This window comes from Paenibacillus sp. FSL L8-0708 (assembly GCF_038009325.1).
Lineage (GTDB): Bacteria > Bacillota > Bacilli > Paenibacillales > Paenibacillaceae > Paenibacillus_AQ > Paenibacillus_AQ odorifer.
Genome location: NZ_JBBPBC010000001.1, coordinates 990419 through 1015901, shown reverse-complemented (window position 1 = coordinate 1015901; position 25483 = coordinate 990419). Strand labels below are relative to the sequence as shown.

General features: G+C 51.2%; 12 protein-coding genes. All 12 read right to left on the bottom strand.

Features of this window, described 5'->3' with window-relative positions:
- Nucleotides 1–39: 39 nt before the first annotated feature.
- Nucleotides 40–2787, bottom strand: a complete 2748-nt coding sequence (locus tag NYE58_RS04520) for an alpha-mannosidase (RefSeq protein WP_076277006.1) — start codon at nucleotides 2785–2787, stop codon at nucleotides 40–42.
- 21 nt (nucleotides 2788–2808) lie between these two features.
- Complete coding sequence (locus NYE58_RS04515; protein ID WP_445671753.1) at nucleotides 2809–5970, bottom strand: beta-galactosidase; 3162 nt, start codon at nucleotides 5968–5970, stop codon at nucleotides 2809–2811.
- Nucleotides 5967–7286, bottom strand: coding sequence for a glycoside hydrolase family 125 protein (locus NYE58_RS04510; RefSeq protein ID WP_076277011.1), 1320 nt, complete (start codon nucleotides 7284–7286; stop codon nucleotides 5967–5969). Before NYE58_RS04510 ends, NYE58_RS04515 begins: the two co-directional genes overlap by 4 nt.
- Before the next feature lie 36 nt (nucleotides 7287–7322).
- Nucleotides 7323–10481, bottom strand: coding sequence for an alpha-mannosidase (locus NYE58_RS04505; RefSeq protein ID WP_341001205.1), 3159 nt, complete (start codon nucleotides 10479–10481; stop codon nucleotides 7323–7325).
- A gap of 4 nt (nucleotides 10482–10485) precedes the next feature.
- Entirely contained in the window at nucleotides 10486–12780 is a 2295-nt protein-coding gene (locus tag NYE58_RS04500) for a glycoside hydrolase family 3 N-terminal domain-containing protein (RefSeq protein WP_341001204.1), read from the bottom strand.
- Nucleotides 12777–13700, bottom strand: a complete 924-nt coding sequence (locus NYE58_RS04495) for a carbohydrate ABC transporter permease (protein ID WP_076219931.1) — start codon at nucleotides 13698–13700, stop codon at nucleotides 12777–12779. Before NYE58_RS04495 ends, NYE58_RS04500 begins: the two co-directional genes overlap by 4 nt.
- A 24-nt stretch (nucleotides 13701–13724) precedes the next feature.
- Entirely contained in the window at nucleotides 13725–14630 is a 906-nt protein-coding gene (locus NYE58_RS04490; protein ID WP_282579979.1) for an ABC transporter permease, read from the bottom strand.
- Nucleotides 14631–14754: 124 nt separating this feature from the next.
- A complete protein-coding gene (locus tag NYE58_RS04485) occupies nucleotides 14755–16257 on the bottom strand; it encodes an ABC transporter substrate-binding protein (RefSeq protein ID WP_076130103.1) in 1503 nt (500 codons plus the stop codon).
- A 175-nt stretch (nucleotides 16258–16432) separates the two neighbouring features.
- Nucleotides 16433–17953, bottom strand: a complete 1521-nt coding sequence (locus NYE58_RS04480; protein WP_076105357.1) for a response regulator transcription factor — start codon at nucleotides 17951–17953, stop codon at nucleotides 16433–16435.
- Nucleotides 17946–19769 carry a cache domain-containing sensor histidine kinase gene (locus NYE58_RS04475; protein WP_076208103.1) on the bottom strand — a complete coding sequence of 608 codons (1824 nt, stop codon included), beginning with the start codon at nucleotides 19767–19769 and terminating at the stop codon, nucleotides 17946–17948. The genes NYE58_RS04480 and NYE58_RS04475 overlap by 8 nt, the downstream gene beginning before the upstream one ends.
- 178 nt (nucleotides 19770–19947) lie before the next feature.
- Nucleotides 19948–25002, bottom strand: coding sequence for an endo-beta-N-acetylglucosaminidase (locus NYE58_RS04470; protein ID WP_341001203.1), 5055 nt, complete (start codon nucleotides 25000–25002; stop codon nucleotides 19948–19950).
- Nucleotides 25003–25091: 89 nt separating this feature from the next.
- Nucleotides 25092–25316, bottom strand: coding sequence for a hypothetical protein (locus NYE58_RS04465; RefSeq protein WP_341001202.1), 225 nt, complete (start codon nucleotides 25314–25316; stop codon nucleotides 25092–25094).
- Between the last annotated feature and the right edge of the window lie 167 nt (nucleotides 25317–25483).

Sequence of the window (25483 nt, the reverse complement as noted above, 5' to 3'; positions counted from 1 at the left end):
AAGATGCCCCGGCAGGGAAGCGCCGGGGCATCTTTTTACCTAGAAGCTTAATTTCGCACCTACAGTTACAATCTCAGATGGTCCGACCTCTAAGTGGTGAACCGAAGACGTTACTCCTTGTAAAGCAGGGTTAGGCTGCTCTAAGATATTGCTTTTAAATAAATACTCTTGAGGACTGTTCACTTCCAGTTGCAACTGTGTCTGCTGAGCGGACATATTGTACCAACGCAAAAACAAGTCGCCGGAAGTTCCGTTCATTTTCATGGATGAGAAGGCCATGTTGTCTCCCTCCCAAACCAATGGGGTATATCCAGAGTTCCACTTCCCGCTATGCAGGCCGGTCTGACATACCGTCCAAGGGATCTGGAATTGATAGGCCTCTGTATATGCCCGCTGTTCACTTCCCTCACCAGAATGAGGAATCAGCTCCAGTTGTGCTGTGTATTCGCCCAGGCACTGTGCTTCCGGTGTTGGGAACCAGCCCCAATCCCCCAATTCCCTTACACTGCGTAATAAGGTGATGGCAATAGTATTGCGTCCATCCCGCAGAACCTCATATTCGTTCAATCCCTGATTGGCTACCGTAAGTCCTACATCGCCATTGCTGACATCCACAAAGGATTGCTGATGTTGAGTGTTGCTCGGATTTGCCCATTCTGGTGCTGGATTATTATCTCGGGTAGCCACTTCAAACATAGAATCCACACGATGCACATCGGTAGACAGATCGGTCGGGAAAAGCATTCGTATCCGGTGATCCTTGGCTTGGTTATTAATTGTGGATTCAATATGCACACCTTTGCCTTCCCGCTCCAGCGATACGACGGTACGAAGCTTCAAAACCACCGTATTTACACTCCGCTGCGCTTTACGCTCAGGATAATACACAAGTGCACGCTGTTCCGCCTCCAAGGTGTCATCCGCCGAAGCCGGAATCTCCCAATCTATTCGGATCTCAATGGCCGCACGGAAGGGAGAGTCTTCAATCACCTTAATAACTGCAGGCTGGCCTTTGGTCGTCAGCGCTTGTTCACCTTCTGGCTGCTTGTACATGTATTCATTGCCTACGTCTCCGGTATTCTCGTAAATCCCCAACTCACGATAAGTGGTACCGCTATGCTTATCCAATAACGTAAATGAACCATCCTCAGCAACAACTACCTTGAGAGATGCATTCTCCAAGCTGCGCTCTCCTTCTATTAAAGAGCTTCCCTGAGCGGATTCCGTAGTTGATTGTACCCAAGCGTAAGTACAAAGCCCAAGTGCAGGCACATTGCGTGCTTCAAAAGTAAGTCTCACTTTGCGGCACATATACGGCTGACGGAATTGGTCATCAGGCAGATCATAACCAAAGCTTAAACCCAGATCTTCCACTGTAGACGCTAATTCCTCCCCTGTGTGATCGACGAGAATCTTGCCGGACAAATCAACAGCCAGCATTCTGCGGGCGGTCTCATCCAAAGGATAACCCTCGCGCAGATATAACCGTTCAGCATCCAGCTCTATAGTTACCGTTCCCGTTCGCTTCCACCCCGTGGTATTCATCACTATAAAAGGAACTGCATCTTCCCCGTATGCGGAAAAGCCAGAAGTCTCCACTTGATCTGCGATAAACTTAGCACTGTCATCTATGATGCTCTCAGCAACATGCCGGCTTTTATCAAAACGAGTTACCATCTCACGATGCACTTCATCCACACTACAACCACAGATACTGTCATGCGGATGGTTCTGCATCAGCGTCTTCCAGGCATAGGTGAATAGATGGTGCGGGTAGTCCTGTCCGGACAGGCAGGCGATGGAGGCCAGCGGCTCGGCTACTTTTTCCAAAAGAGTCTGGCCCAGCTGGTTCATCTGCTTCAAATAAACCCGGGCTGAGGCTGTGTTCACTAAGGTGCCCCATCCGTCTGTACGCTGGCTGCGCAGTTCCCCTGTAACGGTGGAGAGCTCCCGCTGACCCGAGGATAATTGCTGATCCAAGGCTTGCAGATAGTCCGGGAAATTTGAATGCACGAACTTCACTTCAGGGTATAGCTTTTCGGCGGTGCGGATAGCTTCCGGCAAATCCAATTGCAGAGGCTGATGGTCGCACCCGTTCATGAACAATAACTCCCCCGTTGAAGCATACTTCTCTGCATCCGCAAGCTTACGGTCCCAGAATTCCCGAGCCGCACCTTCCTCAACAGGAACTTCATTGCCGTTAGAATACCAGTTGGCAAATAGGATACCGAGAATTTTGGATCCATCCGGCCCTTCCCAGATCAGCTCGGAGAAAGAGGACTCATAACCTGCATCCGATACAGTGTTGTTAAATCCCGTAGGCTTCACCCCGCGTCCAAAAAAAGCATTCGTAATCCCTGACTGCAACATCAGCTGCGGAGTCTGTCCGACCAATCCAAAGGTATCAGGAAAATAACCGATTTTGGAAGGCTCACCGTATTTCTCGGCATCCTGATGGCCGATCTGCATATTCCGCACATTTGCCTCGCCGCTCGTCAGGAACGCATCCTGCAAAATGTACCAAGGTCCAATCAAGATTCGCCCATCCCGGATATACTTCTCCAGCTTCTCTTTGTTCTCTGGCCGAACCTGAAGATAATCCTCCAGAATAATGGTTTGCCCATCGAGGTAAAAACTGCGGAAGGCGGAATCTCCGTCCAGCTTCGCAAGCAGTGCATCCACCAGTTGAACCAGACGGACGTGGTGTTTCTCATAGGGCAAATACCATTCACGGTCCCAGTGAGTATGGGACACGATATGGGCTGTTTTGGTTGTTGTGTGGGTCATCTGTGTGTACACCTCAGTTCTTCAGCATTTATTAAGCGTAATGTTAACCTCTTCAGGTCTGTAGACAGCTACCAGCTTGCCCGCTGAATCAGCTGCAAACAACACCGAACGTTCTTTCTCCAGTAAAAATGAGTAATGAGCTCCAGTTGCAGGATCTTTTATTTCAAGTCCGGCATCCCAGGCGTATTCAGATACGAAGATATACAATGAACCTTCTGCAAAAGCAAGCTTTCGCCCGTACACACCTGGCAGGTCTCCACCGCTGATCCATTCCAGCCCGGTTTCGATACCTGCGGCTTGTGCAGCATATTGGTAGAGCGCGGCGATCGGCTCGTCGCGGTCATTCAGTTCTAAAGGTAGCGGGCACCAGATCAGGCGACCTGCGCCAAGCTGGCGTTCGATGAGATGATCACCTACACCTCCTGAGCTAGACGAATCAACATCTGCATTTGCTGGCGTTTCTTTGACTAGCTCTGCGATTCGCTTCTGTCCGTAGGACACTGCAAACTTGCGTCCGTTCAATAGAAGCTGCTCCTCACGGCGCATGTTGCCAAGTTTACGGGCTCCTACTATTGCGTCCATACGATCCGAAGGCTGCCAATACGCATCAACACCCAATGCTCCAGTAATGAGCAGAACGGCACCTGTACGCTCCACTATGTCCAGCAATAGCTGAAGGGCGTCAGTATCCAGATTGTGCACACTCGGCAGGAGAATCAACTTAGCCGGCTCTGCCTCCAGCGGAGCCAGATCGTATTCCGATACGGCGCGGAAAGGCAAATGAAGCTGATAAGATAAGATCCGTGTCAGGCGGGTAGTCGCATCATAGGCGAGCTTCCGGTTAGAGAAGTCATTCGAGTAAGGGAAAACTACGGCAATCTCTTCCAGCTTCCGCCCGTCAAATAATCCCCCGGCTTCGCCGATGAACCGCCCAAAATCATAAGACACATCCGCTTCCGGCTTCTCAGTCCCATCGGCCCGCAGCGCACCGATCTGTGATTCATTGGCATTATCCATATAAAAGTTCGTGTTCCAGATCCATTGCACAGCCCCGGCACCTCCAGAAGCAAACGCATAGGCATATTTGCGCTCCAGCATGGCCCGCAATTCTTCCTCACTGCGTTTAGCCCGTCCGTCTGGCGTCTCTACGTACATGATGCCGGTCTCCTGAATGAGGTTCGGTTTATGATGGGTTTTGGCAAAAATTCCATCCCAGAGCAGATTGTCATTCAACCACCAGCTGTGAACAGTGGTGTAATCGACATCGCGCTCATAAAAGAACGGCGATGGCCGTTGGGCACCTAAAGCCTCATCCTGCCCTACGGTCACTAAATGATCTGGGCAGAGTTCCTTGATAGTCCCGCTAAGCTCCCTTGCCCATACGTTGTGCATGTCCATGGAGAACAGGCAGTAGTCGAGCCAACGTGTGCCGCGCTTCCCGGAATGAATATCCTGCACACTAAAGTTAATCTCTTCTCGCTCAGGAGGTTGTACAGCCGCAAAATCCGGCAATTCCAGCGGCGTCATATTCCAGCGCTCTTGCAGCGAAGTTATATCACCATGGCGTTCTTCCAGCCAAGCAGAGAAAGCAGCGCGTTCATATTTATCTCGCGCCGAGCTCGGTCCGTCCGAGAAAATCCGCGGCGGATCGAACATTGACGGTTCATTGATCAAATCCCAATCGACATGGGTTGTCGTGCGATGCCGTGCGACGATGGAGCGGATGAACCGTTTTTGCGCTTCTACACTGCGCGGATCGAGATAAGGATTCGTCCCTTCCCAAGTCTCGGGCGTAAAGGAGAAGAACGTAAAGGTAACCTGCAGCTCATGCCGCTTCGCAGTCAGTAGAAAAGCATCAATCGCCCGCAGCACTTCTTCCGAGGCATGACCGTCTACCTGCATAATATTGCGGTAGGCTGTCCAGATGCCGGTACGAATCCAGTTGATGCCTGCCTTCCGCATCTGTGCCATATCCCGATCCCAGACATCAGCATTTGGCAGGAATAGAAACTTCCGCGCTACGTCAGAGGTCATATAAGTCATGCCGACAACAGGTAAAGGCTGACCGTCTTTGATAAAATAATCTCTTCCAGCCTTAATCGGTTCCCCCTGCGATAACAGGCCCACGTCATATCCCCAAAAGCCTTGACGCAACATCCGCACTTCGCCTTCTTCCGATACAGCATGGCAAGAAAGATGATACAGGCCAGGTTGAATTTCTATAGCAAGCGGTACACGTAGGAAGTTCAGCTCGCGACTGACCTCAAGCTTGCACTCGTGAGTGAAACATGGGATAGACTCCCCGTCTTTGCTCAGAGTGATGTTCAGGGTCCACTGCGCTGATGTCGGTGACGATTGGCTACGGCTTAGCCGCTGACCCTGCAAAAACAGCAGCGGCCGCTCGCCTTCTTCATAAGAAGCATAGTTAGGCTTCAGCCACAGCTCTGTTACTCCCCGAGCGGCAAAAGTTGCCCAGCGGGTTAATGCTTCCGTTCCGCCTTGATTCCAGAAATCAGGCGTAAGCGGTTGGCCGATGAAGATCCAGCGGCCACCGGCAAAAGGCCCGCCGATATGCTCCCACAGCACAGCTGGAGCTGAAACTTCCCGCCCGGCGGCGGTAATGCCCTTAAGCAGCGGGTAGATCCGCGTGTCCATGGGTCCACTGGAACCCATCTGCTCCGGCAGGTCACTGCTTTTAGTGACATGCGGCACCAGGTTCCAGGTATCCGACAGGGCCAGCAGCTGCTCATCGCCTACGAAGAGCGGAATGTCTCTAAGCGCGACATGCTGCTGTATGCGATCTGCGCTGCTCACACGCAGCGCTTCATGGATATGCAGCTGGCGGTGATAGGCAGTCTGCTCAGCTTCGACCCGCCACTCTTCAGCGACTAGGCGGACTGGATGCTTAAACGGGGCACCGCCAATGCTGGTCAAACTGCCGCCTCTGCTCAAATAAGCGACGATGGAAGGCCAAGCTTCCTTTGGGAAGTAAGGAGCATGGAAGCTAACGAAGCAGTCCCCGGCCTTGGCACTGTCCAGCGTTTCGGCTAGCTGTGCTGCATGAACAGGAGGGTCAGTATGATGTATTCCTATAGACTGTGCCTGTTCCGCTGTCAGTCCGCCCGCTGCGGTATACCCGGGAAAAGACGGGTCCGCGAACAGGATGATACGGCCCCCGCTCACAGAATACCTTCCTTCATCGCCCGATAGACAAGCTGCGAGAACAAACTGTTCGACCATGCAAACCAGCTGCGGGTAAATACACTAGGATCATCCACATGGAAGCCTTCATGCATATATCCGGTTCCGGCATCCGTACTTTCCAGCATGGCAATCAGTCCCAGCTTCTCTTCGGCAGTCTGAGCCGTAATGCCCTGCATAGACAACGCCATATGCCAGATATAGTTCTCCGGAGTGTGCGGGCTGCCGATCCCTTTGGCAGCTGTGCCTTCATAATAGAACGGATTTTCTTTGCTCAATGCGAAACGTCTGGTGTTCTGGTAGATGGGATCATCCGCCGAAGCGTAACCCAGATACGGAATGGAGATCAGTCCGGGCGTTCCCGCATCGTCCATTAGGCAGTAATTGCCGAAGCCGTCGGTCTCATAAGCATAAATCGGACCAAACTCCGGATGGCGATAAATGCCGTAGAGCTTGATGCCATGATCCACTTCAAATTCCAGCTCTTTAAGTTCAGCCAGGAAGTCTAGGTCGCGGAAGACCCACTCCGCGAATTCCTGCATCTGGCGCAGCGCGACAACAGCGAACATATTGCCAGGAATGTTGTAGTGGAAATCACAGGCATCATCGCTGGACCGGAAGCCCGACCAGATCATTCCGGTATAGTTCACCGGCATACCGAGACCGCTATTGCGCAGAGAATCTTCCGGAATGCCGTTATTGCGGCTGAACCGGTACGGAGACTGCTCGAAATGCCGCTGCTCTCTTTTGAACAAATCGAAAATCTGGCGCATGGCCGACTTGAACCCAGCGTCGAAGAAATCAGTCAGGCCCGTCTCTTTCCAGTAGGTATAAGCGAGGCGCACAACAAAACATAACGAATCAATCTCAAATTTACGCTCCCACACCCATGGCGACATCTCGGTCACATCCGTAGTGTTCCAGTGCCAGTCATTGGCCGACTCATTAAATGCATTGGCGTAAGGATCGATATGAATATACTGAATATGGCGTTTGATAAGACCGCCGATAATGCGCTGGAGATCGGGATCGTTTTTGGCCAGAGGCACGTATTGAATTACCTGCTCCACTGAATCACGCAGCCAGGAGGCCGGAATATCGCCGGTAATCACAAAGGTGGTTCCGTCATCCAGCAGTTTAGTCGTCGTCTCCAGCGTATTCGGAAAACAGTTCTTGAACAGCTGCAACAGCTTCGGGCGATGTGCCAGCTTCTCCTCTGCTTCGGCAAGTACTTCTTGCACAGCCTGCGGCAGCGGCAGCTGGGGCATTGCTATTTTGGGTAATCGGAATTGTTCCAAGTGAGATATGCTCCTTTGCATCTGTGATGTGATTATTTAATTTCTGATGTAAATTGTTTTGATCTCGTAAGGGGCAAAGTGAAGTTCCAATTCACCGCCAGCCGTATGTTCGATCAGTTCCAGCTGCTCTTCCAGAGCATTGGACAGGTAGACGCTCTGAACTGGATGCTGCCATTTGAGCTGAACCTGCTCACGGCCTCCCGAGGATTCGTAGAAACGGAGAACAGTCCCCTGCCCGTCCTCGGATGGCTTAATCGTATCCAGCACCACATGTTCACCGGAGAATCCAATAAATGAGCCTGTTGGCGGCAGCTGCCCCTGTGTTGATGAAGCGGCAAAAGTATACAGCTCATGATTTAGCTCTGCTGCACGGCGAACAGTATGAGCCTCCCGCCAATCCCCACGGTGCGGATATAGCGAATAGGTGAAGTCGTGCTCGCCGAGATCCGCAGTAGCATCCGGCCATTTCGGCGCGCGCAGGAGCGACAAACGAATGGTACTGCCTTGGATGTCATAGCCGTATTTGCAATCATTCAGCAGACTGACGCCATACCCACGTTCCGATACATCGGCAAAACGATGCCCGCAAACCTCATACTGCGCCTGCTCCCAGCTGGTGTTGCGGTGGGTCGGACGTTCCAGCGCACCAAATGGAATCTCGTAAGTCGCCTTATCCGTCACAACATCAATCGGAAACCCTACCTTAAGCAGCTTATGGGCTTCGTTCCAGCTCACATGCGTCTGGAAATCAATCCGGGGATTATGGTGATGTAGAATCATATCCTGAGTAATCTCGGATTGGTCCAGCTTCCAGCGGAAGCGCAAAATATCCTGCACCGCACCAGTGCGGATCACTGCCTTTTCTATAAGTTCAGCCTCCCCGGCGGGTTGGGCTTCATAACGGTTGTCAATGTCCCAGGCATCCCAAAGCGTCGGACGGTCATGGAAAAAGTGGAAGCGGTTCGCCGGCTCACCGGATTTTACGATCTCCCGGTTTCCTTTTTTATCAAAAAGACTGGTGACTTCTCCCCGCTCGTTAAAGGTAATACGATAATAGTCCGTCTCCCAACGGTCGCCGAAGGGAACAGCTCCTACAGCAGTTTGATTATGTTCAGCAGCGGCAGATTCTACATTACTTTCATCGGATGTGTTCTGAGACAGATCACGAATCCAGATTGTTTTGTAGCCAAAGGCCGGAATCTCAGGAACGAGAACCGAGACACCAGAAACTGCTGCCTCCTCCGTCAGGACACCTGCTTCCAGCAGTACGTTATCCTCGCCATACACCGCAAAGTTTCCGCTGGCGGCTACTTCTTCGCTGAGAGCAAGTTCGACCACGGCATCCCGCGTCCAACCCAAACCATTAAAAACAATGTAAGGTGTACCCTCGCCTGACGTGTTAATGTTCCCGGCCAATGCCGCAAGCCCCGGCTGAAGCGCAACACGGCCAAGCTCAAACACCTCTGCGTACTCCTTCTCCGAGGTCTCGTATGCTTCGGTAATCGCCGAGCCCGGAATAATATCATGGAACTGGTTCATTAAAATCAGCTTCCAGCCCTGATGCAGCTGCCCGGCAACTACGGTATGTTGCTTCGTGTCCAGCTGCGGCGAAGCTAATGTCTGCCACAGCTCCGCTTCACGGTACAACACTTCCGCCTTGCGGTTGTTCCGCTTGTTGCGGCCGTGCGTGGTGTAGGTGCCGCGGTGCAGCTCCAGATACAGATCGCCCCGCCACTGCGGCAGCTGCGGCTGACTGCGCGTAATGCCCGCGAAGAAATCCGCGGCATTACTGTATTTACTCTCCGGCTGGCCGACCATTAGCTCGGCACGCTGGATATATTCCAGCATCTCGCGGGTGACCCCGCCGCCGCCGTCACCATGCCCATAGAGCAGCATCTGCTCATTATGTTTATCTTTTTCACGGAAGGACTGATAGTGTTCATGAATATCTTTGGGCAGCGTATTCTCATTGACCCCATGATTCAGGTAAGACAACATCGGCGTGCCGTCAATGCCGACCCAATGGAACAGATCGTAAGGGAAGACATTTGTGTCATTCCAGCCCAGCTTGGTGGTCATAAAATATTTGATGCCACCATGCTGCAGAATCTGCGGCAGAGAAGCGCAGTAGCCGAAGGTATCCGGCAGCCACTCAATCTGCGAGGTGCGCCCGAACTCTTCGAGATAAAAGCGTTGACCATATAGCATTTGCCGCATCAACGATTCTCCGCTCGGAATGTTCAGATCCGGTTCGATCCACATCCCGCCGACCAGTTCCCAGCGTCCTTCACGGATGCGTGCCTTGACCTTCTCATAGAGTACCGGGTCATTGTCTTTCAAATATTCGAACAGCAGCGGCTGGCTCTGCGCATATTGATAGTCAGGATATTCGTCCATCAGGGCATTCACCGTCGAGAACGTCCGGCTCGTCTTGCGCACGGTCTCGCGCGCAGGCCACAGCCAGGCAATATCGATATGGGACTGGCCCACCATGTGGATTGTTCCTTCGGCATGACCGCCGATCTCCCCGACTCTGCCCCGCAGCTTCTGCTCGATTCGCGAAATCTCACCACCCTCGCGGATCTCCTGCGTGGTAAGGCCAACGAATTGATCCATTGCCACATACAAAGCTTCCAGCATCCGCTTACGGCGCTGGTCCTGCTCAGGCAGCAGAATTGCCGAATCGCGAATCACTACTGCCGTGTACATTAGACTCTGCACAGGTCTATTCACCAGCACCAGCTGGCTGTGGATCATCCGAATCGGCGGCTGGATCACCGCCTGTTGATTTAATGGGTCCACCGGCTCGGGGACCGGATCGAAGAGTTCGATTTCCAGGTCCAACGGACGGCCAGATGGATCACCTGTCAGGGTCACAAAGGTATGATTGCGGTCGAGTCCTTGCCGCGATTCACCGTTCACCCGCAGCAGCCCTTCCCCACCTGAAGCAAAAATCAGCCCGATGTGGCCCGGCAGCCAGTTAGCCGGAATCTCCAAAGTACGGCGGAAGAAATAGGTCGTTCCTTGCACACTCGGGAACAGATCATAATTGCTGCCGTCCTTGTAAGGCTGCAGCTTGTCATACTGTCCCGGCAATTGATACACCGAGGACAGAATCTCCCAATCGCGCAATTCCTGCACCTCTAGCCATTGCTGCTCGGAGAGCTCGCGGATGAAGCGTTTAATGCGTTCCATGTCTTTACCCCCTCACCGTCAAATCAGTGCTCAGTGTATCATTTACATGCTTACCCACCAGCACTTTAAACGCTCCTGGCTCTATAACTGGTCTTAAATCCGGTCCGATATATTGCAATTGCTCCGGCCCTACCGTGAACAACACGGTTTGCTTCTCACCCGGAGCCAACTTGATTTTGTCAAAAGCCTTCAATTCCCTGGCAGGACGGGTGACCTTACTGGCGACATCGGAAATGTACAGTTGCACCACCTCTGCGCCCTCACGGTCTCCTGTATTCTGAACGTCCACGGAAACTATAGCCGTCTCCCCGGCCGCAATTACTTCCGGCTCCACCTTCAACCCGGAGTACGTAAATTCAGTGTAGCTAAGCCCGAAGCCGAACGGATATTGAGGCTGGGAATCGGCCTCCAGATATCTTTTGCCACGGGAACGTTTACCGTTGTAATAGACCGGGAGCTGGCCCACATGCTTCGGCACGGATACAGTCAGCTTCCCGGACGGGTTCACATCGCCGAACAGGATATCCGCAACAGCGTGCCCGCCTTCTTGGCCTGGATACCAGGCTTCCAGAATGGCATGTACATGCTCGTCAATCCAAGGCTCACTCACCGGACGGCCGTTAATATAAACAACAATCACAGGTTTGCCGAGCTGATGAACCTGCTGGATCAGTTCCAGCTGCACTCCCGACAGGGTCAATGACACCCGGTCAATGCCTTCGCCGCAGTCCATATCATTCCAGGCATTCTCCGTCACCTTGGACGCGCCTGTCTTAAGATCAATACTGCCTTCCCCGAAATCGCGTGCACTGGAGCCGCCGACGACCATAACAACGGTATCGACCTGTTCTGCACAAGCAAGCGCGGCTTCAAAACCTTCGCGCGAATCGCCTTTGATCCGGCAGCCCGGTGCATAGAGCACCCGCTCCGGCTCTGCAGCCAGCTTGCTGCGGATGCCGCTGAGCACGGTCGCTACCTTAGCCGGAGGCTGCGGTGAGGTATAATCGCCAAGCTGGTTATACCCGGCATCGGCGTTAGGGCCAATGACGGCGATCGTGCCGGCGGTCTTGGACAATGGCAGCACACCTGCTTCATTTTTCAGCAGGATCACGCTCTCGCCCGCCACTTGCCGGGCCAGCTCTTGATGCGCTTTGCTGCCGATGACGCGTTCAGCCGCATCGGGATCAGCGAATGGCTGCTCGAACAGGCCCAGCCTGAACTTGAGCGTCAACACACGGCGGACCGCCCGATCCAGCAGTGCCGGGTCCAGCTTGCCTTCACGAACGGCATCCACCAGGTATTTGCCGTACATTTCCCCGGACATCTCCATGTCGATGCCGGCTTCCAGTGACTGCACTGCTGCATCCATGCCATCTTCAGCCACATCATGGCCAGAGGCCAGCATCTCTATAGCTCCGCAGTCGGTAATGATTAGACCCTCAAACCCCCATGCTTCGCGGAGTATATCCTCTAGTAGCTCTGTATTTGTCGTGCAAGGCACGCCGTCTATTTCGTTATAAGCAGGCATAATGGAGACTGCACCCGCTTCGACCGCTTTTTTGAAGGGCAGCAGATCCACTTCCAGCAGTTCACGCCAGCCCATGTGCACAGGCCCGGCATTCCGGCCGCCTTCTGAGCTGCCGTATCCCACAAAATGCTTCAGCGTAGCCCCCACGCTGCCGCCGCTCTGCAAGGATTCCCCCTGCAGACCTTCAACAGCCGCAACCGCCATCTCGCTGATCAGGTAAGCGTCCTCGCCGAAGCACTCCTCGGTGCGGCCCCAGCGGGGATCGCGCACCACATCCAGCACCGGCGAATACGTAACCGCGCCGCCCTGACTGCGTGTCTCCAGCGCTACGGCGCGGCAGACCTCACGATACAGCTCTACATTCCAGGAGCTGCCGAGCGACAGGGGCACCGGGAATACGGTGGCCCCGATCGCCATGTGGCCATGCGAGCATTCCTCGCCGATCAATACCGGAATGCCCAGCCGCGAATGCTCCAGCACATACCGCTGGAGCGTATTCACCGCTTCCGCACCTTCACGCGGAGACAGGCCAGTAGCCAGCGTCACACCGGTCCACGGGTCAGCGCGCAACATCCCGTAAAGCGAACCAACGCCGCCCCCGGCAACCTTCTCCTTGAAGCTTTCTGTCAAGGTCATCTTACCGTCTCTATGTTCATAGGCCTGCCAGCCAAAAGGCTGAATCAGCTGACCGGCCTTCTCTTCCAAAGTCATCAGTCCGAGCAGATGCTCCGCCCGTTCTTCAGCAGGTAAATTCGGGTTTGTATAACTCATTCCTTAACAGCCCCTACGGTAAGACCTTGAATGAAATAACGCTGGAAGAACGGATAGGCAAAAATAATCGGCCCTGTCGCCAGCACGACCATCGCCATCCGCGATGTATCCTGCGGCATGGAGCGAAGAGCTTCCAGACTTAGCGAACTGTTCTGGGAGTTCTGCAAAATAAACTGCATACTGGTCTCGATCCGCATCAGCATCGATTGCAGCGGGACTAAATTCGGGTTGTCGATGTACAGCAGCGCATTGAACCAGTCATTCCAATAGCCGAGGGTGCTGAACAAAGCAATCGTAGCCAGACCGGGCAGTGATAAAGGCAACACCAATTTCAGGAAGATACGGAACTCGCCCGCCCCGTCGATTTTACCGGATTCGATAATGGCATCAGGCACACTCGTGCTGTAGAAGGTGCGCAGAATCATAATGTAAAAAGCATTCACCGCCAGCGGCAAAATCAGCGCCCAGATCGTATCCTTCAGGCTTAGAAACTGCGTAACGATAATATAAGTCGGCACAAGTCCACCGTTGAACAGCATGGTAAAAAACGCGAAGAACGAGAAAAAATTGCGGTAACGGAAGCTTTTCCGGGAAATGGCATACGCATAAAAAGCGATAAACAAAAGGCTGATAATCGTCCCTATCACCGTTACAAAAATCGTCACACCATAAGAACGCAGCAGCATATCTCCTGATTCAAACACATAACGGTATGCGCCGAGACTCCATTTTGCCGGAATCAGCTTATAGCCATCCCGCGCCAGCGCCACCTCATCGGTGAAGGAGATGATCACGACGAACAGAAACGGAAACACGCACAGAAATGCAAAGATGCCGGCTATCAGATTAAAAGTGACATTCCAGGGCTTTGAGAGATGGTGGAAATCACGTTCTTTTTTAGTCTTAGTAATGGAAGACATATGGCCCACTCCTTTCATGAGGTTCTAGAACAAAGCGCTATCCTTGTTGTATTTGCGGACAATATAGTTAGAGGTCATGACTAGCGTAAAGCCGACAACCGATTGATACAGACCTGCGGCAGTGCTCATACCAATCTCACCCGTTGTTTTGAGGCCTTGATAGACATAGGTATCAATAACATTCGTGACACTGTAGAGCGTACCGGAATTACGAGGCACCTGGTAAAAGAGACCGAAGTCGGCGTAGAAGATTTTACCGATGGCCAGCAGGGTCATGATCGTGATAATTGGACTCAGCAACGGCAGTGTAATATTGCGAATCTGTTGGAACTTACTAGCTCCGTCGATCATCGCCGCTTCATACAGCGACTTGTCGATCCCCATAATAGCTGCGAGATAAACTACGCTGTTGTAACCAACTGCTTTCCACAGATAGACTAGGATCAGGATGAACGGCCAGTAGGCTTTTTCCGAATACCACTGAATTGACTCTGCGCCAAAAAAGCCCATGATCTGGTTCAGCATCCCGCGTTCGGAGCTCAGGAAACTAAATGCAAAATAGCCGACAACGACCCATGACAGGAAGTAGGGCAGGAACATGCCGGTCTGATACACTTTGGCCAGCTTCTTGTTCACAATCTCGGACAGCACAATCGCCATCAGAACCGACAAGATCAAGCCAAGCAGGATAAATGCTCCATTGTAGAGCAAGGTGTTGCGGGTAATAATGTACGCGTCATTGGTGGTAAACAAAAACTTGAAGTTGTCTAACCCCACCCATTTGCTGTTGATAATACTCGCCCAGAAGCCGTCGCGGCTAAAGCGGTATTCTTTGAATGCAATAATCGTCCCTATCATCGGCAGGTAAGAGAAAAAGAGAAACCAAAGCGCACCTGGTAAAACCATGAGCAGCATAATCTTGTTATTCATAATATTTTTTATAAATCCGCTGATTGTCTTCACACTTAGATCCCTCCTGTATGTCCTTATATTTCAAAAAAAGACCGGGTCCAGAGGCCACGCCCCTGCCCCGATCTTCTCTTACGTTGATGTTTTACTTGTTGTTGGACGCTTTCCAGGCATCAATTTGCGATTGCGCTTCAGCGATAATTTTGTCCAAACCAGCTGCCTTGAATTTCTCAATAGCTTTCGGTAGATACTCGTCAGGATCAACGGTTCCAGTCATCAGTGGTGACCAGTATTCTTCTTTTACGTTCTGAACCGCAGCGATTTCAGTGGTCACCTTGGAAGTGTCGAAGTTAAAACCAAGCAGCGGTGCATTCACACCGGATTCATTAAACTTTTTGAACTCTTCCCATTTGTTCTCAGGGTCACCCTCGTTCAAATAGTTGATCATGATATTGCCCAGCGAGAAGGTTGGCATGTCATAGTTCTTGGATTCATCCAGGTTCTTCATAGAATTCTCACCGGTCTTCTCGTAGTGCACGCCTTCGATTCCGGAGTCAATCATGTTGCGCAGCACCGGATCGGTGTTGAGCAGGTTCAGGAACTCCATCGCTTTCTCCGGATATGCGGAGTTAGCCGAGATGGCTTGCATCGAACCCATAACGGACCAGTTGTAAATGTAAGGTTTGCCAGCTGGCGTGGAAACTACAGGATAGCCGTAGCTTGCCGACCACAGATTGTCCGCCATCGGCTGGGTAGCCGCACGATCCATGAACCAGTTCGAAGATTTATAGAGATCATCCACCGAAGTTGTAGTTGCTACTTCCGGCGAGATATAACCTGCCTTGTAATATTTGCGAACGGTTTCAAGAGTGCTTTTGAGTTCAGGTGTTTCCAGAATGTTCACGATCTTGTAATCCTTCGTGTCCATATAAACAGCCATTGGCATCTTTTCAATGATGTAGTCGAACGGCAGCACTGGCATGAAATCCTTCACCATAGCGTAAGGCGTGATGCCCGGTTCATTCTCTTTGATCGTCTTCAGCAGTGGTTCAATGCTTTCCATTGTGTTCACCCCGGAAATGTCGAGGTTATATTTGTCGAGCAGCTCTTTATTGAAGCGCCAAACTTCTTGCGCCGGAAGCTCTTTGTTGGCAGGTACGGCATAATTATGTCCATCTACCTTGGAGCCTTCCAGGAACGCCGGATCAATCGTGTCCACGATGCCTTTTCCATATTCATTAAGCAGGCTGTCCAATTCCATAAAAGCGCCTTTGCGGGCATTTTGCACATAATCGAACGCCCAGGAGCATGTAAAGAGAATGTCCATGGGTTCCCCAGCGGCTACTTTAACCTGCATTTTTTGTGTATAATCGCCAAAATCAATCATATTCATCTTCAGGGTGACATTTATCTTCTCTTTAGTGTACTTATTGACTTCTTCCACGACACGGTCCAGATCCTTCTGCGGTCCGCCGATCGTGTACCAGATCAGTTCGACCGGTTTCTCGGATGATGCACCGTCGCCGCCCGCTCCTGAACTGTTAGTTGCCGCGTTGTTTGAATCGCCGCCACATGCGCTGAGCGCAAGCGAGAATGCCATAAGTGATGTCAGTAACAGGGAAAACCTTTTTCTTTTGTTGTTGCCCATTCCTGTATAACCTCCCCTTTGTTTACCTCAAGATCGCTGGCCTAATCCGGAATTAAACCAGCAGCTTTCTCCTTCAAGGACTATCTTTACTGTAATTTATGAAAGCATTTTCAAACAGAAGCTAAACTAAATAAATCATGTAGAAAATAAAGAAAAAGCTTGCAGCGGGGGTCCGCTAGACAAGCCCTTTGTACTCCGTAGGAGATATCCCGACATGCTTCTTAAATTGTTTGTAAAAATAGCCGGTCTCCCAATAGCCTACTTTGAGAGCGATTTCATGAACTTTAAGTGAGGTATTCCGCAGCAGCTCCTTCGCCTTCTCAATCCGGTATTTATTGATATATTCGGTGAATGACTCATTCACCTCTTTATGGAACAGCTGTCCCAAATACACCGGGTGAATATGGTATTGGGCACCGAGGGTCTTCAGTGACACATCTTCATTGTAGGACTCATGGATATAATTCAGCACCTGCTGCACGACTGGACTCTTTACGTCCCGAACTAAGGCGTCTACCGTAATGGTAGCGGCTTCCTGAATAATCTGAGTCAGTTCATTTATGGAAACTGTAGAGCGAATGAGGCCAAAACCGTCTGCGAAAAGCTCCGGTTCTTCCACATGACGAATCTCCTGCAGCTGCATCTTGAAGCGGATCAACCATTCCATGGCAATGCCTTGCAGCAGCACAGGTGTAATCCCCTCCATCCGCCGCAGCTGCTCGAAATGATCCTGGATCCGCACCAGCAGCGCTTCCTTATCCTTCGCCATAATCAGCTTGAGATCATCTTCCCAATTCAGCGGCATACCTTGGACGGCAACCTCATGCCTGTCCTGAACTTCCTCATAATGCAGCAAATTCCGCTCTGGAAACAGCATGAAATATTCCTGAGTCATCTTTGCATGGGCATAACTCTGAGCCGCCGCCTCCTCCATCTCCTCCACCGTTCCTACGGACAGACGCATTGGCGGACCGCCAGTTAGGGATAACAGCAGCTGCGCATGAAGCCTTTCCACCGCTTCTTTACCCTGCTGATACTCACTAAGCAGATGCAGCAGCACGGTATCTCCATCCATATCCCGGAATGCAATCAAAGACGGGTTACCGCCTACAACCTCTTCCACCGCCTGAAATAACTCGGCAGCGTCCTGTTCAGGGCGAAGCAGGGCTACCTGCACCAGCGGCTTATCTAGTCTAAGTCCCAGAAAATCAGTCCGTTCACTGAATTCCTTAGGCCCAATCTGGCACCGCAGCCAGCGGTACATCACATTATCGCGCAGAATGGAAATACTATGCGCATTGAATTGACTCTCTTGACGGGAGACACCCAGCTTCTCGGCGGCAGTCACTAATGTTGCCCGGAACTCTTGCAAATTAATAGGCTTGAGCAGATAATTTTCAATGCCGAGCGCCATTCCTTCCTTAAGATAACCGAACTCATCATAGCCGCTGAGGATAACAACTTTGATCTCCGGCTGAATCTCCCGCACAGCCCGGATCAGATCCAGCCCGTTCATCAGCGGCATGGAAATATCCGTAATCAGAATATCCGCTGGAACAAACCGCAACGACTCCAGCGCTTCCTGTCCGTTCTCGGCGTGGCCGACAATCTCCATCCCCAGTGCTGCCCAATCCACAATGTCATATAATCCTTCGATAATAAAAGGCTCGTCGTCCACAATGAAAATTTTATACATGGTTTGGATCATCCTCTCCCAGATCGGGAAAATACACAGTCACGGTTGTGCCGGTACCCGCTTCGCTTTGTAATTCAATGCCATACTCACTGCCATAAAGCAGCTTCAAACGTTCATGAATACTGCGCAGGCCGAATGATTCCGATTGTTCATCTGGCTGCAAAAGACCTTCTTTGAGCTGGACCAATCTGTCCGGCGCAATCCCCCGCCCATTGTCTGTAACTACCGCACGCAAATATTGGCCATCCTTGGCCACAGCCACACTGATGTGATTATCATTCTTGTCCACGCGCATCCCATGTAGAATGTAGTTTTCAATGATAGGCTGCAGCGACATTTTGAGTACAACTCTTCCGGTAAGCTCTTTCCCGCATTCCATTGTATAAGAGAATTTATCCTTATAACGGATGCGGAACAGCTCCAGATATAAACGGCAGGCCTCTAGTTCATCCTTCATCGTATGCTTGGGTTTCTGGTGAACATAGCTTTTGAACAACACCGACAAGCTGTAGATCATCTCCCCGACATCTGAAGCTCCTTGAGAGATTGCCCTCATTCGGATCACCTCCAAGGTATTGTAGAGAAAATGTGGATTTACCCTGGCTTCAAGCGCGGCGATTTCGGTATGCTTTTGCTTGATTTCAGCCTTGAACACACGGTCTATATGAAGATTCAGCTCATCCAGCATGTCGTTGAAACTCTTGGAGATCTGCCCCAGCTCGTCTTCTCTGACATCGGTAATCCGGGCATCCAGGTCACCGTTTTTCACTTTGCGGGTGAACTTGATAATTTTATGAGTCCGTCTGGCAAAATTATTGATAAATAAAGTGGGCGTAATAATCGCAAACAACAGGCAGATCAAGCAGATAATGAAGATCATGTTCCGCAATCCCCTATAAGTGGCGGCTAATTCCTGCTTAGGTACAGCACTCAACACAGTAAATCCGCCTTGGGTGTGAGTCTGCTTAGTAATGATCATCCCGCCGACTTCTTCACCATCTGTATAGGCAGAATTCATCTGCTCGGGATAAGGATAGCGCTTTCCATAATAGGTGCCCGAGGTATCAAATAACACATCCCCATCCGCTGCCAGCACCAGAATCTTTCCCTTGAAGTCATCCTTATAATTGCCCATACTCCCCCAGACCTCGCTGGCATCAAAATAGACTAGAAGCTGACCAATGTTGCGAAGTGATATCTTGTTATTGACCGGGGTACGAACCGTAAACATCGGCCCCTCCGGAGATGAGATCGCCTGACTGACCCAAGTGTTTGGAGCGGTGACACTGCCTTCCTCCTCCAGATACAGCGCATCCGGTACGAAAGAGTGGGCTGCATTAGTGGAAATAATCTGAAATTTGCCTTGGTCATTATAGACATACAGCTGCTGTTCAGCTGCACTGTAGAGCATTAAACTGCGGATATCAGGATCATCTTCAACTTGATTGCGAAAAAACTGCACGGTATCCGTCGTAGCATTACTTTCGTTGAAATAGCGGTCCAGCCGGTACCTCACGTAATCTTCATACGGATGCTCCAGCAAATACGACGTATTAGCAGTCAGCTCCGTGTCCCGGTACACGTCCCGCATCATAGACTGTACAGAGTCATATTTCTGCTCAATATAGCTGTTGATGCTCTCCACGGTACGTTTCTGAATCTCCATCTGCCGCTGCACTACAGCCTGAGACATGAGCAAGAACATCAGGTAGGAGAAGGTGATAATGGTGACCACGGCAATGACTGAGAAGAGCAGGATGATTTTCATAAACAGATTATTCTTCAGATACTTTCTGTACAATTTCCCCGGAAACATCAGCAACCTCCTACAGCAGGGGGAAGACTAAGCTTCGCTGCTTGTCATTATGAATAAAGTATAGCATGAGGTGCTTCCTGCCTGTGGCTGGTAAAAGCTTGCAATCCTCCGCCAAGCAAAGACAGTCTGCCCATGGAGCAAAGGGCTCCTTGGGCAGACCGTGGTGAGGCTATATAATCTACCGGATGTAATTCAAGATGAACTGCGCAGCCTCGGCACGGGTCGCCAAGCCACCGGGAACAAACTTCCCGTCCGTGCGGCCATTCACCAGACCCAGTGATGAAGCAGCATTCACGCTGTCTGCCGCCCAGGCTGCTACCTCACCGGAATCGGTGAATGTTGCCGGGGCTGATGACTGAAGCGCTCCATGCTCCAGTACATAGGCACGCATTAGCATAGTGACAATCTCCTGGCGGCTGATGTTCGCACTCGGATCGAAGTGCTCAGCAGTGCGTCCGCCTACAATACCTGCCCGGACCAGACGCGCCAGGTCCTGCTCATACCAGACACCAGAAGGCACATCACTAAATTTCAATTCCGCCTGATCTTGCAGTCCCAGCACGCCAGCCAGCAGCTTCACAAATTCCGCTCTTGTAATCCTGCGGGCGGGTTCAAATCCATTTTCGGAAGTGCCTTGTACCAGATGTTTAGCCGCCAGCTGGCGGATAGTGTCCGCAGCCCAGTGAGTAGACGGTACATCAGCGAAGGATTTATTGTACTCCAGCACAGCCAGCCTGCCTGTTCCGCTAAACTCCCCTTGCAGGAAGCCATTCGCGTACACTCCGCCGAGATAGGTAAGCGAACCCCCTTCAGCAATAGCATATAAACCAAGCAAATTAGTATTATAATCCGTATTTGTTGCACTCCATTGTAAGGTTACTGGTTTGCTGAAGCTTGGAAGACGGCTAGATGTGCCATTCCCCGCGATGATGCTCAGATCAAACGTCATACCCGTACCCCGCAAGACCACCCCACGCTCTGCTTTCAGTGTGCTCATGTTCAAAGTCTCCGGGCTGAGCTTCACCTGAATCTTGCTGCCTGAAGCTTGGGCTTCATTAAGTAGAGCCTTCAATTGCACCAGCAATTCCGGCGCAATACCAAGTGTGGTTCCCGAAGCGGACAATTCAAGTTGACGGATCCCTAGCAACTCACCTGCATTTACAGGCAGCTCGATAGCTGTAACGCCTGCCGGCACCTTTACCGTCACTTTGCCGTTCTCAGTAGGTGCACTGAGTGTACTTGCTGAAACCGTCAATGTTGCACTAGTCGGAATTGGAAGCGGCGTTGCTGTCGCTGCCGGAGTCGTTCCACCAGTTCCCGTACCTGTCCCTGGAGCCGATGTCGGCTGCGGTGTAGATACAGGAGTATTGTGGACCTTGAAATTAATAATTCCGCTCTTTTGAACAGCCGTGTAAGGGTGGCCATTCAGTATTTTGGTGTTGGTGACTACGGCCGTGTACTCGCCGCTGTCTGTTTCTTTTGCAGAAGGAATCGTATAATTACGCTCCACAGCACCTTCAATGGCCTGCCCGTCTTTCAACCATTGGTAGCTTAACTCGCCATAAACTGCAGAAGCTACTACGGCAAAAGACACCTTATCACCTACAACTGCCGGATTCTTATCTACACTATTAGAGGTGATAATTGGCGCATCGGGTGCCGGATGTACTGTCACCGTAAGTTCATTACCGGTTCTTGTTGAAGGCTCCGTTCCCTCTTTTCCAGTCAGAACCACACGGAACTGCGTACCGCTGTCTGTTTCAGAAGCAGTAAATGCGTATACCGCCGAAGTCACGCTCTCCGCCACAGTCCATTCCTCTGCGGTTGCTGCCTTCGTCTCCCAGCGAACCGATTCCACATCCCCGCGTATCTGTATGAACAGCTTCACTTCTTCACCAGTAATGACATCAAGTGCAGAAGGAAGATCGGTTATGAAATCAGGTGCTTCCCATGGTGCTTCAGCCGGAGTTAAGTTAATTGTGTACTCTGCTTCACTGCTGTCACCAGATTCATTGGTGACGATGACCTTGTACTTATTGCCATCCATCCCGGTAGTCAAAGCAGGGATAGTATAGGAGGCGGACACTCCCAACGCATCTCCATAACCGCTGCCTGTGTCCGCATACCAGGCATAAGTCAGCTGCCCAGCGCCAGTGGCAACTGCCGTTAGTGTCGCGGACGTATTTTCACGGAAGGAGCCTTCCCCTACGATCTGCACCTTTGGAACTTGCAAGGCCCACTTCGCTTGCAAGTTCAGCTCACCGGTTATTAGATCTTCGGCAAAATTCCATCTTCGCGCATCTTCTCCTTCTCCAATGTACCAGCCTTCCAGGTCATAACCCTCTCTGGCAATGCCTGTAGGCTCCATCAGCAAAGTGCCATACACAGCCTCGGCCACAGTATTTGCTGGTTCACCCCCATTAGCATCAAAGAGAACGGGATAGCTTCCTTTCAGATAGACAGGTTTGGAGCGGTTGCCTGCATAATCCTCCATCACCACATGCACAACTTTTGCCGACGAGGTGAAGCTTAAGCTCGCCTTAGTTGTCCGTCCACGGATAATCATCGGCTTATTGCCAGAGCTATACGTTGTGGCAAAAGATTTTGCATTCCCATCCTCATACACATACATATACCGCCAGTCTCTGGTATTCGGCATCGGCAGATTCAGCTTACCGTCCGTCCAGGACCATTCTTCCGCGTAAGGTTCCGCAACCGTGTCGATGAACTGGCCGCTGACCGAGACTGGATCGGTGTTGCCTGCGGTAACGGTGACAATGTAATCATCGCCGTTTACCGGCATCCCCGTGAACAGCGCAGTGCTTGCACCTGCCGGGACAACCACTTGCTGTGACACCGGTTCGGATGTCGTAATCCAATTCAAAGACTGCACTCGAACGGTAATGTCACCGGAGGCTTGGGCGGAGTTCGTCCAGTTCACTGTCAACTCCCCGTCCGGACTTGAATCCACCTTCACTCCGGAAACCGCCGCATCCAGATCAAAAGCCAGCGTTGCCGCTTCACCCTCCACTCCATCCGCACCCACTGCAACCACTTTAAGGGTTCCGGATTTCACCGGGAGATGCTTCAGGTAGAACACCTCATCGTATTTGCCGCCCATAAATACATCATTCACGTACACATTATATTGCTTGATCTTAGTGTAATCGGGATCTAGCTTCCACTTCACAACCATCTCACCTGTATCTGTAAAAGCTTCCGCAACTGCTAATTCCGCAGGAGCTGCGGGCTTTACGGCAGACCCGTCATAAACGCGCAGTTGTCCGACGTTCATCTGGTAGGTGGACGCTGTTCCTTGCCCGGGATCGAAGACCAGTCCAAGGGCTGCAATATTATGACCTGCGTATGCACTGAGGTCCAGCTCCTTTGTCAACCAACCGTCCGAGTGCTGACCACTGTTTGGAACAGCGACCTCTACGACGGTATTCGGATCATCAGCCAGGATGAGTCCTACTGCCATCGCCGAAGCATCTGTGGCAGATGGCTTGTTGAAGCTGATCGAAAGCTTGGAGTTGCCATTGACCTCCAGCTCTGTTTTGTACAGACGCAAGAAGTTCTTCGCATTCAGATTGCCGTTCACCACCAGTGAACTGCCACCGTTATACGCACCGATCTGCTCATAGTTGTAACGGTTTGTACTCGCAAGGTTGTACTCCGGTCCATAATCAAAATCTACAGTAAGCTTATTGCCAGCAGTATCCTGCCACCACTGCCAAGTCACTGGGATATCCTGCAGGCTCATATTAGACCACTCATCCGGGTTCGATACTTCACCGTTCACGGAATAGGACAAGCCCTGTCCAGTGTTAAAATTGGTGTAAAAGTTCTTGTCCTTAATCACCGAACGCTCCGCAATGACGGACGAGATTCCCGGCCAGTAACGGTTGTCGGCATAAACATCGGCAACGGTATTGGTTGCCGATTTGACCGTATTCTTAGGGTCCACGTTCGGGCCTGACCACCATAGCTGCTCACGCAGTTTTGTCATCCATTGGTAGTCATTTTCGGATCTGTGCGAGACCGGGTAAGACAGGTTCATGTCCTCATCCAGACCGGCATGAACAAAGTCCGCACCGAGTGTAGCCAAGCTGAGCCGCGGCAAGCCATTGCTATCCAGCTTGTTCATCAACGCTGTTCCGTTAACGGACTTGAACCGGTCACGGCCTGCTTCCAGCCCTGCAAAACCAACTTCAAACAAGTTGTAGCTTGTTCCCAGACTGGCATTCAGATTGCTTAAGTAACTAGCCGCGTTGGTAATCTGTGTATTGCCAGCCCCGTAGTCGAAGAAAAACGAATTGGAGACGGGTTCCTTGGTGCTTTTATCCACTAAAAAGGAGATATTGGTATCATTAATCGTCCGGGCGAACGTATTAGCACCGGTATTGGTGTTCAGCGAGTCGTACCACTGTACATACAGGCCGCCCTCTTGCAGCACCTTCATAAACGCGATGTAATCGGGGATATCCTGGGTCGCTACATTCGGATTCATCTCTTCCTGATTTACAAAATAACCGTCAAACCCGAAATACCCGGCCATCTCGATCAGTTTATCCGCCACCGGAAAATTACCATTCTCATCTTTAACTATCATTTGTTTGTACGTCTGCTGTCCACGGTCATTATTGGAAAAAAAGATCCCCGCCAATGACAACACGCCGTTCTTATGCGCTGCATCGGTGTAGGTAGGGTTCGGGATGTTCAGCATGCCGAATTCGAACCATTTTTGCTGCCAGTCCTTCTGGGCCAATTCATCATAATATTCCGGCGGGGTATACGCAGTCGCTGTACCATGCCAGTAGGAGTAGTAATCGATATATTGCCAAAAGTTAAAATGATACTGCGCAAACTTGTTCGTATACGGCGCGTTCTCAATAAAAGCATTCCCGTAGTCGCCAGCAACGTTGATCATCTGTGTATCTGCGCTAAGCGCTGGGTTAGCTTGGGTTGCAGCAAATGGGGCATTCCGCTTCTGCAGCGGCACCCGCGATCTCAACAGCTCTGCATCCGGATCGGTTGCCGGACTCCAGTTCGCAATATGGCTGCTCGTATATCCATGTACATTAGGCTGATTGGCACCCGGCGCACTGTCTCCTGTAAAAGGCCACGTATCGCCGGCGTAAGCCGTTAGGGGAAGTCCTGAAACTAGCAAAGCTGCCGCCAGAACAGCTGATGTCAGCTTACGACGCGCCTTTTTACCGGTGTGAAGGTTCATTTTCCACTCTCCTCGTCCTGTAGTTGTTTCGGTTACTCTCATCCATGAAGCGTAATGTGTGCTGTGTATGTCGCCGAACAGCAAGTAGATTACTTCTGTTGTCCCGTCCCTCTGCTGCTCCTCCCCTCTTCTACTTCTACTTCTACTTCTACTTCTACTTCTACTTCTACTTCTACTTCTACTTCTACTTCTACTTCTACTTCTACTTCTACTTCTACTCTCTTCTGCCTACAGATTCTGTATTCAACCCCGTTCGTGCAGGCACATTCTGTATTCAACCCCGGTCGTGCAAGCGCATTCAATTTTGTTGGCAACCCTCCTGCCTTACTTTGATTAGTCCACCCTAATCTAACCCAGATCTTTCCTTACAAATAGCCGCAAAATTAAAGATATGCTGGATAAATTAAAGATTATCGTGCTATCAGGGCTCGATATCCTGGCAATGAGTGGGTCGTTAAACATATGTTGGTTGAAAATATAA

Excerpts from the sequence above, each read along its gene's own strand:
- NYE58_RS04500 (WP_341001204.1), bottom strand. The coding sequence starts at position 12,780 with ATGAGTTATACAAACCCGAATTTACCTGCTGAAGAACGGGCGGAGCAT.
- NYE58_RS04470 (WP_341001203.1), bottom strand. The coding sequence starts at position 25,002 with ATGAACCTTCACACCGGTAAAAAGGCGCGTCGTAAGCTGACATCAGCT.
- NYE58_RS04480 (WP_076105357.1), bottom strand. The coding sequence starts at position 17,953 with ATGTATAAAATTTTCATTGTGGACGACGAGCCTTTTATTATCGAAGGA.
- NYE58_RS04520 (WP_076277006.1), bottom strand. The coding sequence starts at position 2,787 with ATGACCCACACAACAACCAAAACAGCCCATATCGTGTCCCATACTCAC.
- NYE58_RS04495 (WP_076219931.1), bottom strand. The coding sequence starts at position 13,700 with ATGTCTTCCATTACTAAGACTAAAAAAGAACGTGATTTCCACCATCTC.
- NYE58_RS04475 (WP_076208103.1), bottom strand. The coding sequence starts at position 19,769 with ATGTTTCCGGGGAAATTGTACAGAAAGTATCTGAAGAATAATCTGTTT.
- NYE58_RS04490 (WP_282579979.1), bottom strand. The coding sequence starts at position 14,630 with ATGAATAACAAGATTATGCTGCTCATGGTTTTACCAGGTGCGCTTTGG.
- NYE58_RS04505 (WP_341001205.1), bottom strand. The coding sequence starts at position 10,481 with ATGGAACGCATTAAACGCTTCATCCGCGAGCTCTCCGAGCAGCAATGG.
- NYE58_RS04485 (WP_076130103.1), bottom strand. The coding sequence starts at position 16,257 with ATGGGCAACAACAAAAGAAAAAGGTTTTCCCTGTTACTGACATCACTT.